The sequence below is a fragment of the Burkholderia sp. BE17 genome (assembly GCF_009362305.1).
Lineage (GTDB): Bacteria > Pseudomonadota > Gammaproteobacteria > Burkholderiales > Burkholderiaceae > Burkholderia > Burkholderia pyrrocinia_C.
Map to the genome: position 1 here is coordinate 76,985 of NZ_WHNU01000042.1, position 15,337 is coordinate 92,321.

Genomic DNA, 15,337 nt, shown 5'->3' on the forward strand with positions numbered 1-15,337 from the left:
GTTTATTGCGCGCGCAGCCGGTAGCCGCGCTGCGCCTTGCTGATGTTTTCGGGAGCGAGGCCCGGCAGCGCCTGCTGCAGTTCGGCGGCGAGCGTCGCGAGCGCCGCTTCCGGGCCGGCGATCAGTTCGAGTTCGATTTCGCTGATCGGTTCGCGGCGCGTTTCGTGTTCCGCCTGGACGACGATCTCGCCGACGTCCACCGCGGCCTCGACGGTTGCGCCGCCGATTGCGATGCGCCACAGCGTACGCGAAAAATCCGTGCGGAACAGCGCGGACAGCGCGCCGGCCGCGTCGCTCAGCGCTGCGGCGGCTTCCGGCACGTCGCAGGCCGCGACGAGCGCATCGATCTCGAGCGCGTCGCCGGCCACCGGCAGTTCCCATTCGTGGCGGCGATGCAGGCCGCCTTCCGCGCTGCCGACCGTCTTGAACGTCTGCAGCCAGCCGTGCGGCGCGCGGCGCACGCGCACCGCGCTCTTCGAGCGCGCCAGCGCGAGATCGGGCGTGTCGTAATAGACGTTCGCGAGCGTGATGTCGTGACCGGGTTCGCCGGTCAGCGTCTCGAAGAAGCGCCGCGCGGCATCGGCCTGACCGGCCGGCAGCGCGAGCTTGATTTCCTTTTCGATCGCCATCAGAAGAACATCCGCGCGAGTTCCTCGCCCGGCTGGTCGGCACGCATGAACGCTTCGCCGACGAGGAACGTGTTCACGTTCGCCGCGCGCATCGTGTCGACGTCGATGCGCGACAGGATGCCCGATTCGGTCACGACGATGCGGTCCGGCGGAATCATGTCGAGCATGTCGAGCGTGGTCTGGATCGACGTCTCGAACGTGCGCAGGTTGCGGTTGTTGATGCCGAGCAGCGGCGTCTTGAGCGTCAGTGCCTGCTCCATCTCGTTGCGATCGTGCACTTCGACCAGCACCGCGAGGCCGAGCGAGTGCGCATACGCTTCGAGATCCTGCATCAGCGGCGTGTCGAGCGCGGCGGCGATCAGCAGGATCGCGTCGGCGCCCATCGCGCGCGCCTCGAGGATCTGGTACGCGTCGACGATGAAGTCCTTGCGCAGCACCGGCAGCGCGCAGGCTGCGCGCGCCTCTTCGAGGTAGCGGACGCCGCCCTGGAAGAACTGCTCGTCGGTCAGCACCGACAGGCACGCGGCGCCATGCGCCGCATACGAGCGCGCGATGTCGGCCGGCACGAAGTGCTCGCGCAGCACGCCCTTCGACGGGCTTGCCTTCTTGATTTCGGCGATCACGGCGGCGTCGCCGGCCGCGTGCTTCGCACGCAGCGCACCGACGAAGTCGCGCAGGTCGCGCGCGGATGCGTCCAGCTTCAGTGCCTCGAGCGGCGTGCTGCGCATGGCCGCCGCGACTTCTTCGCGCTTGACGGCGATGATTCGGTCGAGAATGTCGCTCATGTGGGTTCCTGCTTGAGTCGTAAGGGGAGTCAGCGCTTGAACTGCTGCGTGAAGCGCACGAGTTCGTCGACTTTCGCGCGCGCCTTGCCGCTCGCGATCGCTTCGCGGGCGAGCTGGATGCCGTCCGCGATCGATTCGGCGACGTTCGCCGCATAGAGTGCGGTGCCCGAATTCAGCGTGACGATCTCGCGGGCGACGCCCGGCTGGTTGTCCAGCGCGCCGAGCAGCATCGCACGCGATTCGTCGGCATTTTCCACCTTCAGCGTGCGGTTCGACACCATCTGCAGGCCGAAGTCTTCCGGATGGATCTCGTATTCGTGCACCTTGCCGTCGCGCAATTCGCCGACGAGCGTCGCGGCGCCGAGCGACACCTCGTCCATCCCGTCCTTGCCGTACACGACGAGCACGTGCTGCGCGCCGAGGCGCTGCATCACGCGCACCTGGATGCCGACGAGGTCGGGGTGGAACACGCCCATCAACTGGTTCGGCGCGCCGGCCGGATTGGTCAGCGGGCCGAGGATGTTGAAGATCGTGCGCACGCCGAGCTCGCGGCGCACGGCCGCGATGTTCTTCATCGCCGGGTGATGGTTCGGCGCGAACATGAAGCCCATGCCCGTTTCGGCGATTGACGCGGCGACCTGGTCCGACTGCAGGTCGATGTTCACGCCGAGCGCCTCGAGCACGTCGGCGCTGCCGGACTTGCTCGACACGCCGCGGTTGCCGTGCTTCGCGACCTTCGCGCCGGCCGCCGCCGTGACGAACATCGACGCGGTCGAGATGTTGAACGTGTGCGAACCGTCGCCGCCGGTGCCGACGATGTCGACGAAGTTCGAGTTGTCCTGCACGTCGACGTGGTTCGCGAATTCGCGCATCACGGTCGCGGCGGCGGCGATCTCGCCGATCGTCTCCTTCTTCACGCGCAGCCCGGTGATGATCGCGGCGGCCATCACGGGCGACATGTCGCCGCGCATGATGAGCCGCATCAGGTGCAGCATCTCGTCGTGGAAGATCTCGCGGTGTTCGATCGTGCGCTGCAGCGCTTCCTGCGGGGTAATCGTCATCATGAGGCTCCCGTCAAGCGACTTGTGCGGCCGCGGCGCGGGCCGCTACGCGCGTCTGCTTCAAGAAATTCTCGAGCAGCGCATGGCCGTGCTCGGACAGGATCGATTCCGGGTGGAACTGCACGCCTTCGACCGGCAGCGTCTTGTGGCGCACGCCCATGATTTCGCCGTCGTCGGTCCATGCGGACACCTCGAGGCAGTCGGGCAGCGATTCGCGCTCGATCGCGAGCGAGTGGTAGCGAGTAACGTCGAAATGCTTCGGCAGGTCGGCGAATACGCCGCGGCAGTCCGTTTCGATCCGGCTCACCTTGCCGTGCATGATGGTCTTCGCGCGCACGACGCGGCCGCCGAATGCCTCGCCGATCGCCTGGTGACCGAGGCAGACGCCGAGGATCGGCTTCTTGCCCGCAAATTCGCGCAGCACGTCGAGCGTGATGCCCGCGTGCTGCGGGTTGCTCGGCCCCGGCGACAGGCAGATTGCGTCGGGATTCAGGCGCGCGATCTCGTCGAGCGTGATTTCGTCGTTGCGGTACGTGTGCACGTCCTCGCCCAGTTCGCCGAAGTACTGGACCAGGTTGTAGGTGAACGAGTCGTAGTTGTCGATCATGAGCAGCATGGTCAGTCTCCGGTCAGAAGTCGCTATCGAGGCCGTCCTGGACCTGTTCGGCCGCACGCAGCACTGCGCGCGCCTTGTTCTCGGTCTCTTGCCATTCGGATTCGGGCACCGAATCCGCGACGACGCCGGCCGCCGCTTGCACATACAGGTTGCCGTTGTGGATCAGGCCCGTGCGGATCGCGATCGCGAGATCCATCTCGCCCGAGAACGACAGGTAGCCCACCGCACCGCCGTACAGCCCGCGCTTGATCGGCTCGAGCTCGTCGATCAGCTCCATCGCGCGCACCTTCGGCGCGCCGGACAGCGTGCCGGCCGGGAACGTCGCGCGCAGCACGTCGTAGTTCGTCATGCCGGGCTTCAGCTTGCCTTCGACCGAGCTGACGATGTGCTGCACGTGCGAGTACTTCTCGATGACCATCTTGTCGGTCACCTGCACCGAGCCGATTTCGGCGATGCGGCCGACGTCGTTGCGCGCGAGGTCGATCAGCATCACGTGCTCGGCGATCTCCTTCGGATCGTTGAGCAGTTCGGTAGCGAGTTCCGCATCGCGCTCGGGCGTGTTGCCGCGCGGTCGCGTGCCGGCGAGCGGGCGAATCGTGACGATCTGGTCTTCGCCGCGCTTTTCCTGGCGCACGAGGATTTCCGGCGATGCGCCGACCACGTGGAAATCGCCGAAGTTGTAGTAGTACATGTACGGCGACGGATTCAGCGAACGCAGCGCGCGATACAGCGACAGCGGATTGTCGCGGTACGGCTTGGTCAGCCGCTGGCCGACCTGGATCTGCATCAGTTCGCCGGCCGCGATGTATTCCTTCGCCTGGCGCACGGCGGCCAGATAGTCTTCCTTCTTGAACTCGCGGAACGTCTCGGTGCGCACGCTCGCCGACGTGACGGGCGGCTGCACGGTCGTGCGCAGGCGCTGCTTCAGTTCGCGCAGGCGCTGTTTCGCCTTCGCGTAGGCTTCCGGCTGGCCCGGGTCCGCATAGATGATCAGGTACAGCTTGCCGGCGAGGTTGTCGATTACCGCGACTTCCTCGGTCAGCAGCAACTGGATGTCGGGCAGGCCGAGATCGTCGCGCGGCGCCGTGTTCGCGAGCTTCTTCTCGATATAGCGCACCGCGTCGTAGCCGAAGTAGCCGGCGAGACCGCCGCAGAAGCGCGGCAGGCCCGGACGCTGCGCCACCTTGAAGCGCGCCTGGAACGATTCGATGAACTGGAACGGGTCGCCGTCATGCGTCTCGACGACCTGGCCGTCGCGCACGACTTCCGACACGCCGTTGCGGGTGCGCACGAGCGTGCGGGCGGGCAGGCCGATGAACGAGTAGCGGCCGAAGCGTTCGCCGCCGACCACCGATTCGAGCAGGAACGAGTTGGCGCCAGCACGTTCGGGCTGGGCCAGCTTCAGGTAGAGGGACAGCGGCGTTTCGAGATCGGCGAGGGCTTCCGCGATCAGCGGGATGCGGTTGTAGCCTTCGTTCGCGAGCGATTGGAATTCGAGTTCGGTCATGTTCCGGTCCTGTTCGGGACGAGCGGCGCGTGCGCCAGGGATCACTTGACGCTGCGCGGGTTGCCGTCGGCGAAAGGGCGGTCGATCGAGAAGTGCCTGTTGCCGGCCGGCACTCCGGGCGTGAACGTCGCGAGCCTGCGGCCGATCCTGAACGCAAGCGTTCGGACGCGGTGGAACTCGAGGTGGTGCGACGATCGGCGCGCGGATGCGCAGCGAGATAAAAAACGGCGCTGAAGACGTGCTTCAGCGTACCTCATCGAAGAGGTTAGCGCGACCAGCGACGCCAGGGCCAGGCTCCCCGGTCGATGCTGCTCAGACTCCGTTTTTTATTCAGAAACATGCGGATGGAAGAAATAATCAGAGGGTTGGCCGGCCGGCATTGTGCGCGGTGATCGCGCGGGCCGCGACCAGCAACGAATCGACTATACCATCCGAATTTATCGTTTGTATAGCTTTGCCGTGGTTGTAGCCGTACGGCACCGTCAGCGTCGCCATCCCGGCCGCACGGCCCGCCAGTGCGTCGTTTTCCGAGTCGCCGATCGCGACCGCCGCGTCCGGTGCGACGCCGAGCGCATCGCAGGCCGTCAGCATCGGCAGCGGGTCGGGCTTCTTGCGCGCGACGCTGTCGCCGCCCAGCACGATGCGGAAGCAAGCGGCCAGCCCGTATTGTTCGAGCAGCTCGACCGCGAAGCGGTGCGGCTTGTTCGTCACGCACGCGAGCCGGATGCCGGCCGCGCGCAGCGCGTCGAGACCGGCTGCCACATCCGGATAGAGACGCGTATGGCGGCCGTTGATCTTCGCGTATTCGGTCTGGTAGATCGCCAGGGCGTCGTTGAAGCGCGCGTGCGCCTCGTCGGCCGGGAAGCGCGGCTTCAGCACGCTCCGGATCAGGTGCTCGGAGCCCTTGCCGACGTAGCCGACCACTTCGTCGCGCGACGTGGCCGGTGCGTCGAGCCGCGCAAGCATCCCGTTCAGGCCGGCCGTGAAATCGTCGGCCGTGTCGACCATCGTGCCGTCGAGATCGATCAGCGCCGCGTCGATGCGCGGCGCGGCGAAGCGGATCGGGGCGGCGTCCGTTGCGGCCCCGGCCGGCGCATGGCCGGCGAGCGACGATTCGGCCACGGCTCAGCTCCGCTCGACGGTGGCGAGCGCGGCGCGCATCTCGTCGATCACCTTGCGGTAGTCGGGCTTGCCGAAGATCGCCGAACCCGCGACGAAGGTGTCGGCACCGGCCGCCGCGATTTCCGCGATGTTGTCGGTTTTCACGCCGCCGTCGACCTCGAGCAGGATCTCGCGGCCCGTGCGCTCGGTGTATGCGTCGATGCGTGCGCGTGCTTCGCGCAGCTTGTTCAGCGTTTCCGGAATGAACGACTGGCCGCCGAAGCCGGGGTTGACCGACATCAGCAGCACGAAGTCGAGACGGTCCATCACGTGGTCGAGGTAGTTCAGCGGCGTGGCCGGATTGAACACGAGGCCGGCCTTGCAGCCGTGGTCGCGGATCAGCGACAGCGAGCGGTCGATGTGATCGGAGCCTTCCGGGTGGAAGCTGATCAGGTTCGCACCGGCCTTCGCGAAATCGGGCACGATCCGGTCGACCGGGCGTACCATCAGGTGCACGTCGATCGGCACCTGCACGTGCGGGCGGATCGCTTCGCATACGAGCGGGCCGATCGTCAGGTTCGGCACATAATGGTTGTCCATCACGTCGAAGTGGATCCAGTCGGCGCCGGCGGCGACCACGTTGCGGACTTCTTCGCCGAGCCGTGCGAAATCGGCCGACAGGATGCTGGGAGCGATGCGGAATTGGGTCATGGCAGGAGGAGCGGGGACGTTGCGGCGCAAAACCGACATTCTACAGCCCGGCGGCCGGCTCGCGGCGGCAGGCCGTGCGGTTGCGGCCCGATTCCGCATCAAGCAGAATGCCGAACCAAAGCGGCGCGTCCGCGGCCCCGTCGCCCATGCCGGCACGGACAGTCACCCTCCAGTGGAAACACCATGAGTCAGTATCAGTTCACCGTTTCGGTGAAAACCAGCTACTTGCCGGAACAATCCGACCCCGATCGCCGTCAATACGCATTCGCGTACACGCTGACGATCCGCAACGCGGGGCAGGTCGCGGCGCAACTGATCGCGCGTCACTGGATCATCACGGACAGCGAGAGCCACGTGCAGGAAGTGAAGGGGCTCGGCGTCGTCGGGCACCAGCCGCTGCTGCAGCCGGGCGAGCAGTTCGAATACACGAGCTGGGCCGTGATCGCGACGCCGGTCGGTACGATGCGTGGCGCGTACTTCTGCGTGGCGGAGGACGGCGAGCGTTTCGAGGCGCCGGTCGAGGAATTTGCACTGCATATGCCGCGCACGCTGCATTGAGCGCGCGGAGCGCGTCAGCGCGGCTGGCGATCGTTGTTGCGGGCGTGCTTCTTTCTGCCCGACGACGTCCACACGACGATGAAGATCAGCAGGGCAAGCGCTACGAAGGCTTCGAGCGCGAAGATGAGCATCGGATATTGGTCGAGAAAATCTGACATGGCGGTTTCCATCAAGAACGGACATTGTATGTGGTTTGGGCCCCGGCTGGCCGGCTGGGTTGCGGCGGCCGCGGCGGCGGCGCTGCTTGCCGCGTGCGGCGGCGCGCCGACGCGAACGTCTGCGCTGAAACCGCCGACCGGCACGGCGATCGTGCCGGGGCAGGTTGCCGCGAAGCGGCTCACGCCGGTTGCATGGCAGCAGGTGCCGGGCTGGCAGGACGATTCGCTGCTCGGCGCGACGGCCGCGCTGCGGCAGAACTGCGTGCGGCTCGCGCGCCAGCCGGCCTGGCAGCGCGCTTGCGCGGCCGCCGACCGGCTCGACGAGCTCGATGCCAGCAGCGCACGCGCCTTCTTCGAAACGTATTTCACGCCGTTCCAGCTCGCGAACACCGACGGCACGCTCGACGGGCTCGTGACCGGTTATTACGAGCCGCTGCTGCATGGCTCGCGTGTGCGCCGCGGCCCGTATCAATACGCGCTGTATCGCTGGCCGGCCGGTTATCGCGCGGGCGCCGCGCTGCCTGCGCGCGCGCAGCTCGAGCGTGCGGGCGTCCTGAACGGCAACGAACTCGTGTGGGTCGACGATCCGATCGAGGCGTTCTTCCTGCAGGTGCAGGGCTCGGGGCGCGTGCTGCTCGACGATGGTTCGGTGATGCGGGTCGGCTTCGGTGGCACCAACAACCAGCCGTACCGCTCGATCGGCAAATGGCTGCTCGATCGCGGCGAGCTGACGCCCGCGCAGGCGACGATGCAGGGCATCAAGGCATGGGCGAAGGCAAACCCGAACCGCGTCGACGCGTTGCTCGACACGAATCCGCGGTTCGTGTTCTTCCGCGACATGCCGACCAAGGAAGATGCGCCGCATGGCGGCGCGGACGGCCCGATCGGCGCGCTCGGCGTGCCGCTGACGGCGGAGCGTTCGATCGCGGTCGATCCGTCGTCGATCCCGCTCGGCACGCCCGTGTTCCTGCAGACCACGCGCCCGCTGACGAATACGCCGATGAACCGGCTCGTGTTCGCGCAGGATACGGGCTCCGCGATCAAGGGCGGCGTGCGGGCCGACTATTTCTGGGGGCTCGGCGACGACGCAGGCGACCAGGCCGGCCGGATGAAGCAGGTCGGGCGGATGTGGCTGCTGTTCCCGAATTCGTGACGTGCGCCGGCGTGGGCTGCCCGGGGGCCGCCCACGCATGAGACGCGGCATTCGCGAGCGCGGCGGTGCGTGTGGAGTGCGTCGGTTTGAGAGCGGTGCACCCGTGTGGTTTCAGTCTGTGTGATGCGCCTGTCGCGTTGAACGACGTCGCGGAACACAATAAATAGCCCGATTGGCGTTGGCCGATCGGGCTATTTTTTTGTTGCGCAACGGGATTGCCTCTCCGCGCGACGCACGCGCAGCGTCTGCCGTCAGCCCTTGCGCTTGTCGACGACGCGGCGCGCCTTGCCGACCGAGCGCTCGATCCCGTTCACGGGCAGCACGTTGATCACGGCCGTCACGCCGATCAGCGACTTGATGTCGTGCGCGAGTGCCTGTTTCGCTGCGTGGATCGCCGCCGTATCCGGCGCGGTGTCGGGACAGGGCTCGACGTTGAGCGTCAGCACGTCGAGCGGGCCTTCCTTCGTCAGCACGATCTGATAGTGCGGTGCGAGCGCGCGCTGCTTGAGCAACTGTTCCTCGATTTGCGTCGGGAATACGTTGACGCCGCGCACGATCATCATGTCGTCCGAGCGGCCGGTGATCTTTTCCATCCGGCGCATCGTGCGAGCGGTGCCGGGCAACAGGCGCGTGAGGTCGCGTGTCCGGTAGCGGACGATCGGCAGCGCCTCCTTCGTCAGCGACGTGAACACGAGCTCGCCGAGTTCGCCGTCCGGAAGTACTTCGCCGGTTTCGGGATCGATGATTTCCGGATAGAAGTGATCTTCCCAGATGGTCGGGCCATCCTTGGTCTCGACGCATTCGGATGCGACGCCGGGGCCCATCACTTCGGACAGCCCGTAGATGTCGACCGCATCGATGCCCATCCGCTGCTCGATCGCGACGCGCATGTCGTTGGTCCACGGCTCAGCGCCGAAGATGCCGATGCGCAGCGAGCTCTGCACGGGATCGAGGCCCTGGCGCTCGATTTCATCGGCAATCGACAACATGTAGCTCGGCGTGACCATGATGATGTCCGGCCGGAAATCCTGGATCAGCTGTACCTGCTTCTCGGTCTGGCCGCCGCCGAACGGAATCACGGTCAGTCCCGCACGTTCGGCGCCGTAGTGCGCGCCGAGCCCGCCGGTGAACAAGCCATACCCGTAGCTGACGTGTACCTTGTCGCCTCGACGTGCACCGGCGGCGCGGATCGAGCGCGCGACGAGATTCGCCCACGTGTCGATGTCGCCGGCCGTATAGCCGACGACCGTCGGCTTGCCGGTCGTGCCCGATGACGCGTGGATGCGCGAGATCTGGTCCTGTGGCACCGCGAACATCCCGAACGGGTAGCTGTCGCGCAGGTCGCCCTTGGTCGTGAACGGAAAGCGCGACAGGTCGGCGAGTGTCTTCAGGTCGTCGGGGTGCACGCCCGCGTCGTCGAACTTGCGACGATAGACGGGAGAGTGGTCATACGCATGCCGGAGCGACCACTTGAGGCGTTCGAGCTGCAGCGCGGTCAGCTCGTCGCGTGAGGCGGTCTCGATCGGCTCGAGCGGTAGCGGGGTAGTCATGCATGTCTCCAGTGTTTGTTATGTGCGAGCCGTTGACGTCAGCGGTCTTCCGGTATCACCGTGCCCTTGATCTGGGCGGATTTGCCGCGAAACATCGCGACCGTGTCTCCTGTCTGGTTCGTGACACGGATGTCGTAGATGCCTTGGCGGCCGGCGCGCGCCTGTTCGATCGCCTCGGCCGTCAGCACGTCGTCGCGGTGCACGGGGCGCAGGAATTCGATCGAGCAGCCGGCCGCGACCGTATTCAGGTTGTACGAGTTGCACGCGAACGCGAACGTCGAATCGGCGAGGGTGAAGATGATCCCGCCGTGGCAGGTCTGATGCCCGTTCAGGAACTCGGGCCGCACGCGCATCTGCAGGCGTGCGTAGCCCGCGCGTACTTCCGCGATTTCCATGCCGAACGCGCGGCTGCAAGCGTCGGCGTCGTACATGGCCTGCGCGGTGGCGCGGGCGAGCGAATCGGGATCGAGCGTGGCGGTGGCGTCCGTCATGTCAACGTCCCTCGAAGCGCGGTGCGCGCTTCTCGATGAATGCCTGCACGCCTTCTGCATAGTCGTGCGACTGGCCCAGCTTGCGCTGCAGGTCGCGTTCCACGTCGAGCTGCTGGTCGAGCGTGTTCGTGACGCTGTCGCGCATCGATTGCTTGATCGATGCGATCGCGAGCGTCGGCTGCTGCGCGAGCTGGGTCGCGAGCTGGCGGGCTGACGCGGCGAGCGCGTCGTCGTCGACCGCGCGCCAGATCAGGCCCCATTGCTCGGCCTGTTCGGCGCCGAGCTTGTCGCCGGTCAGCGCAAGCCCCAGCGCGCGTGCCATGCCGACGCGTTGCGGCAGGAACCACGTGCCGCCCGAATCGGGCACGAGTCCGATTTTGACGAAGGCCTGGATGAAACTGCTCGAGCGGGCGGCGAACACGAGATCGCATGCGAGTGCGAGATTCGCGCCGGCACCGGCCGCCGTGCCGTTGACGGCGGCGATCACCGGCATCGGCAGACGCTGCAGGCGGCGGATCAGCGGATTGAAATGCTCGTCGATCAGCGTGCCGAGGTCGGTGGACGCACCCGGCGTGAAGTCGAGGTCGGCCAGGTCCTGGCCCGCGCAGAAGCCGCGCCCCGCACCCGTCAGAATCAGCGCGCGTGCGCCGGCCGCTTCGACTTCATCGAGAGCCGACTGCAGTTCGCGATGCATCGCCCGCGTGAAGCTGTTCAGCTTGTCGGGGCGGTTGAGGGTGATCGTGGCCACGCGCGCGGCCTGATCGATATCCAGCTGAATCGCCTGATAGGACATGCAGTGTCTCCTTCATGACTTCGTTATAGGCGCGCGGCGCGTCGGTTACGCGCGTTCGATCGCGAGTGCGATGCCCTGGCCGACGCCGATGCACATCGTACAGAGCGCAAAGCGGCCGCCCGTACGCTCGAGTTGGTGGAGCGCCGTGGTCACGAGCCGTGCGCCCGATGCGCCGAGCGGATGGCCGAGTGCGATCGCGCCGCCGTTCGGGTTCACGCGCGGATCGTCGTCGGCGACGCCGAGCATGCGCAGCACCGCGAGGCCCTGCGACGCAAACGCCTCGTTCAACTCGATCACGTCGAACTGGTCGATGGTCATGCCGAGCTGGCGCAACAGTTTCTGCGTGGCCGGCGCGGGGCCGATGCCCATCACGCGCGGCTCGACGCCCGCCGTCGCCATGCCGACGACGCGCGCGCGGCGGCGCAGGCCGTACTGATCGGCTGCCTGCGCATTGGCGAGCAGCAGCGCGCACGCGCCGTCGTTGACGCCCGATGCATTGCCGGCCGTCACCGAGCCGTCCGGGCGCACGACCCCCTTCAGCTTCGCGAGTGCCTCGAGTGACGTCTCGCGCGGATGTTCGTCGCGCGACACCACGACCGGATCACCCTTCTTCTGCGCAATCGTGACTGCAACGATTTCCTCGGCGAGCGTGCCGTCCTGCTGCGCACGTGCGGCCTTCTGCTGGCTGCGCAGCGCAAACAGGTCCTGGTCGGCGCGGCTGATGTTGTAGTCGACCGCGACGTTCTCGGCCGTCTCCGGCATCGAATCGACGCCGTGAAGCTGTTTCATCAGCGGATTGACGAAGCGCCAGCCGATCGTCGTATCGAAGATGTCGGCCTGGCGTGCGAACGCGCTCGCGGCCTTGCCCATCACGAACGGCGCGCGCGTCATGCTCTCGACGCCGCCCGCGATCATCAGGCGCGCTTCGCCCGATTTGATCGCGCGCGCGGCCGTGCCGACCGCGTCCATCCCGGAGCCGCACAGCCGATTCAGCGTCGTGCCCGGCACGGCGGTCGGCAGGCCCGCCAGCAGCGCAGACATGCGCGCGACGTTGCGGTTGTCCTCGCCGGCCTGGTTCGCGCAGCCGTAGATCACGTCGTCGATCGCCGTCCAGTCGACGTTGCGGTTGCGCTCGATCAGCGCCTTGAGCGGCACCGCGCCTAGATCGTCGGCACGGACATCTTTCAGGGCGCCGCCGTAGCGGCCGATGGGGGTGCGAATCGCGTCGCAGATGTAGGCGTCTGTCATGGGCGTATCGATGAACAACGAACCCGCCGGGTGGCGGATTCGTTCATGGTAGAGAACGTGGCGGCGTTTGCACGTCGGCCATTCGGGTTATGCCGGTTGGCCAGCTTCCGCAGGTACCGACTTCGGGGCAACATGGACGCGGCTTTGCACCACGCGGAACCGGTTGGCGACGAACGCCGGGTCGGCCAGCGCCGCGTTGGCGGCCGGGTTTGCCCCCGTGCCGTGGAAATCGGAGAACGCGGCCGACTGGTTGACGAACACGCCGCTCGTCAGGTTGATCGACAGCGCGACACCGCCGCGCACCGCTGCATCGTGGGCGGCGTCGACGATTGCGTCGTCGGTGCTGTAGACGGAGAGGGTCAGCGCGCCATGTTCCGCCGCGATTTCACCGGCGAGATCGAGCGACTGCGCGGTCGAGTCGGTCGCGATCACGAACGAGATCGGGCCGAACCACTCCTGCGTGAATTTCTCGCGATCGGTCACGTCGAGTTGCAGCACGAGCGGTGTGCGCACGCGGGCATCGGGGAACGCGGGGTGCTGAAGGGCCAGGCTGTCGGCGAGCACGCGGCCGAGGTGGCGGGCGTCGTCGATGCGCGCGGTCACGCCGTCGTTCTGGATTGCGCCGATCAGTTCGACCGAACGTGCCGGGTCGCCGGTCAGTTTTTGCACGGCAACGGCGATGGCTTGCGCGACTTCGTCGAAGCTCGCATGGCCGTCCGCCGTCCGGATGCCGTCGCGCGGCACGTAGATGTTCTGCGGCGCCGTGCACATCTGGCCGGAGTACAGCGCCAGCGAGAAAGCGATGTTCTTGGCTGCGGCCTTCAGGTCGTCGGTCGAGTCGATCACGATCTGGTTGACGCCGGCTTTCTCGGTGTAGACCTGTGCCTGGTGGGCATGGCGTTCGAGCCACGTGCCGTTCTGCGTGCTGCCCGTGAAGTCGATCAGCTTGATCTCGGGGCGCAGCGCGAGGTCCTGAACGAGGGCGCCGTCGTTGGGCTCGGTTGCCAGGAGCGTGACGACGTTCGGATCGAACCCGGCTTCGCGCAGCACGTCGCGGGCGATCCGGACCGTGATCGCGAGCGGCAGGATCGCACCCGGATGCGGTTTGACGATCACGGCGTTACCGGTTGCCAGATCGGCGAACAGGCCGGGGTAGCCGTTCCAGGTCGGGAACGTGCAGCAGCCGAGCACGAGCCCCGTGCCGCGCGGGACGATCGTGTAGCGCTTGTGCATCGCGAGCGGCGGGTTCTTGCCTTGCGGCTTTTCCCAGTGAGCTTCGGCCGGGATGCGGCGCAGTTCGTCCCATGCATAGGCGACAGCCTCGAGCGCGCGATCCTGTGCGTGCGGGCCGCCGGCCTGGAACGCCATCATGAATGCCTGCCCCGTGGTGTGCATCACGCTGTAGGCGATCTCGAAGCTCGCGCGGTTCAGGCGCGCGAGGATTTCGAGGCTCACACCGATCCAGGCGCTGGGGCCGGCTTCGCGCCACGTGCGTTGCGCGGCGGCTGCGGCGGCGATCAGTGCGTCGGGCGTCGACTTCGGATACCGGATGCCCAGTGCGATGCCGTACGGCGACCGCTCTGCGCCGACCGTTTCGCCTGACGCCGGCTGGTCGAGCGCGAACGTCTTGTCGAGGTGCGAATTGAAGGCTGCTTCGCCGTCTGCGTTCGCGCTTTCCCCGTACACTTTGGGACTCGGCATTTCTGCGAACGGGCTCCAGTACCCGCGGCTCTCGATGGCGGCGAGTGCGTGCTTCAGCGTGTCTTCGTGCTTCGTGAACAGTGCATGGGTCATGGCGGCAGCCTGATGGACGTTGAGAGGGGTTGGATCGATTAATTAACCGACCGGTTGGTCGGAGAATGTTAGCATCAAACTATTCGCATGTGCGAGGCGTTTCTCATTTCATTGATCGAGGAGAAATAGATGGCTTACGAGAACATCCTGGTGGAGACCCGGGGGCGTGTCGGGCTGGTTACGCTGAATCGTCCGAAGGCGCTGAACGCGCTGAACGATGCGCTGATGGATGAACTGGGCGACGCACTGAAGGCGTTCGACGCGGACGACGGCATCGGCGCGATCGTCGTGACGGGGAGCGAGAAGGCGTTCGCGGCCGGTGCGGACATCGGCATGATGGCGACCTATTCCTATATGGATGTTTACCGGGGCGACTACATCACGCGCAACTGGGAGACGGTCCGCCAGATTCGCAAGCCGATCATTGCCGCGGTGTCGGGCTTTGCGCTGGGCGGCGGCTGCGAGCTCGCGATGATGTGCGACATCATCTTCGCGGCGGACACGGCCAAGTTCGGCCAGCCGGAGATCAAGCTGGGCATCATGCCGGGCGCGGGCGGCACGCAGCGCCTGCCGCGCGCGGTGTCGAAGGCGAAGGCGATGGACATGTGCCTGACCGCGCGCTTCATGGACGCCGCCGAAGCGGAGCGCGCCGGGCTTGTGTCGCGCGTGCTGCCGGCCGACAAGCTGCTCGACGAGGCGATTGCCGCTGCGACGACGATCGCCGAGTTCTCGCTGCCGGCGGTCATGATGGTCAAGGAGTCGGTGAACCGTGCGTACGAGACGACGTTGGCAGAAGGTGTCCACTTCGAGCGCCGGCTGTTCCATTCGCTGTTTGCGACTGAGGACCAGAAGGAAGGGATGGCGGCATTCGTCGAGAAACGGAAGCCCGAGTTCAAGAACCGCTGATTGGGCTGCACCGCGGCAGGTGTCGGCGACTGGTTTGCACCGGTTGTCGACACAGTCGCCCGGCCCGTCGAGCCCCAAGCCACCGTGCGCGCGAGCGCACGGTGGCTTTTTCAAAATAATTTCACAAAGGGGCTTGCGGAGACGGTGGCGGGTGCATAGAATCACGCCTCTTTCGCGCTAACGGAAACGCGGCGCGGGAGAGGGGAAGCGAAGTCGGTGGTGTGCAGCAGGTTGGGCGCACGGCTGACGCAGGAAGATGGACCCCGCAGTCGCAAC

15 protein-coding genes are annotated in these 15,337 nt (G+C 66.5%); 3 read left to right on the forward strand and 12 right to left on the reverse strand.

Annotation, left to right across the window (positions count from 1 at the left end):
- Positions 1 to 2: 2 nt before the first annotated feature.
- The 7 genes from GD429_RS30820 to rpe all read right to left on the reverse strand — a co-directional run bounded on the left by GD429_RS30820 (position 3) and on the right by rpe (position 6,410).
- Positions 3 to 629: a CYTH domain-containing protein gene (locus tag GD429_RS30820; protein WP_152862742.1), complete on the reverse strand. Its 627-nt coding sequence runs from the start codon at positions 627 to 629 to the stop codon at positions 3 to 5.
- Positions 629 to 1,414 (reverse strand): indole-3-glycerol phosphate synthase TrpC, encoded by a 786-nt coding sequence (trpC, locus tag GD429_RS30825; RefSeq protein WP_152862744.1) that lies wholly within the window; start codon positions 1,412 to 1,414, stop codon positions 629 to 631. The genes GD429_RS30820 and trpC overlap by 1 nt, the downstream gene beginning before the upstream one ends.
- A gap of 29 nt (positions 1,415 to 1,443) precedes the next feature.
- Entirely contained in the window at positions 1,444 to 2,475 is a 1,032-nt protein-coding gene (gene trpD, locus GD429_RS30830) for an anthranilate phosphoribosyltransferase (protein WP_111017764.1), read from the reverse strand.
- A gap of 13 nt (positions 2,476 to 2,488) precedes the next feature.
- Positions 2,489 to 3,091: an aminodeoxychorismate/anthranilate synthase component II gene (locus tag GD429_RS30835; RefSeq protein WP_152862746.1), complete on the reverse strand. Its 603-nt coding sequence runs from the start codon at positions 3,089 to 3,091 to the stop codon at positions 2,489 to 2,491.
- Positions 3,092 to 3,104: 13 nt separating this feature from the next.
- Positions 3,105 to 4,598 (reverse strand): anthranilate synthase component I, encoded by a 1,494-nt coding sequence (gene trpE / locus GD429_RS30840; RefSeq protein ID WP_105392259.1) that lies wholly within the window; start codon positions 4,596 to 4,598, stop codon positions 3,105 to 3,107.
- A gap of 357 nt (positions 4,599 to 4,955) precedes the next feature.
- Positions 4,956 to 5,720: a phosphoglycolate phosphatase gene (locus tag GD429_RS30845; RefSeq protein WP_321575010.1), complete on the reverse strand. Its 765-nt coding sequence runs from the start codon at positions 5,718 to 5,720 to the stop codon at positions 4,956 to 4,958.
- Between the two features lie 3 nt (positions 5,721 to 5,723).
- Complete coding sequence (gene rpe, locus GD429_RS30850) at positions 5,724 to 6,410, reverse strand: ribulose-phosphate 3-epimerase (RefSeq protein WP_152862776.1); 687 nt, start codon at positions 6,408 to 6,410, stop codon at positions 5,724 to 5,726.
- Positions 6,411 to 6,593: 183 nt separating this feature from the next.
- On the opposite strand from rpe, the gene apaG reads away from it, so the two are divergent.
- Both apaG and GD429_RS30865 read left to right on the forward strand, forming a co-directional pair.
- Positions 6,594 to 6,968 carry a Co2+/Mg2+ efflux protein ApaG gene (gene apaG, locus GD429_RS30860; RefSeq protein WP_152862748.1) on the forward strand — a complete coding sequence of 125 codons (375 nt, stop codon included), beginning with the start codon at positions 6,594 to 6,596 and terminating at the stop codon, positions 6,966 to 6,968.
- Between the two features lie 78 nt (positions 6,969 to 7,046).
- Positions 7,047 to 8,279 carry an MltA domain-containing protein gene (locus GD429_RS30865; protein ID WP_152862750.1) on the forward strand — a complete coding sequence of 411 codons (1,233 nt, stop codon included), beginning with the start codon at positions 7,047 to 7,049 and terminating at the stop codon, positions 8,277 to 8,279.
- 251 nt (positions 8,280 to 8,530) lie between these two features.
- Here the strand turns inward: GD429_RS30865 and paaK are convergent, their stop codons facing one another.
- The 5 genes from paaK to paaN form a co-directional block, all read right to left on the reverse strand.
- Complete coding sequence (gene paaK, locus GD429_RS30870; protein ID WP_152862752.1) at positions 8,531 to 9,829, reverse strand: phenylacetate--CoA ligase PaaK; 1,299 nt, start codon at positions 9,827 to 9,829, stop codon at positions 8,531 to 8,533.
- 38 nt (positions 9,830 to 9,867) lie between these two features.
- A complete protein-coding gene (paaI, locus tag GD429_RS30875) occupies positions 9,868 to 10,320 on the reverse strand; it encodes a hydroxyphenylacetyl-CoA thioesterase PaaI (protein ID WP_152862754.1) in 453 nt (150 codons plus the stop codon).
- A 1-nt stretch (position 10,321) separates the two neighbouring features.
- Positions 10,322 to 11,113, reverse strand: coding sequence for a 2-(1,2-epoxy-1,2-dihydrophenyl)acetyl-CoA isomerase PaaG (gene paaG / locus GD429_RS30880; RefSeq protein ID WP_152862756.1), 792 nt, complete (start codon positions 11,111 to 11,113; stop codon positions 10,322 to 10,324).
- Positions 11,114 to 11,158: 45 nt separating this feature from the next.
- Entirely contained in the window at positions 11,159 to 12,361 is a 1,203-nt protein-coding gene (gene pcaF, locus GD429_RS30885) for a 3-oxoadipyl-CoA thiolase (protein WP_152862758.1), read from the reverse strand.
- 87 nt (positions 12,362 to 12,448) lie between these two features.
- Positions 12,449 to 14,155: a phenylacetic acid degradation protein PaaN gene (paaN, locus tag GD429_RS30890; RefSeq protein ID WP_152862760.1), complete on the reverse strand. Its 1,707-nt coding sequence runs from the start codon at positions 14,153 to 14,155 to the stop codon at positions 12,449 to 12,451.
- A gap of 129 nt (positions 14,156 to 14,284) precedes the next feature.
- On the opposite strand from paaN, the gene GD429_RS30895 reads away from it, so the two are divergent.
- A complete protein-coding gene (locus GD429_RS30895; protein WP_152862762.1) occupies positions 14,285 to 15,061 on the forward strand; it encodes an enoyl-CoA hydratase in 777 nt (258 codons plus the stop codon).
- The last annotated feature ends 276 nt before the right edge of the window (positions 15,062 to 15,337 follow it).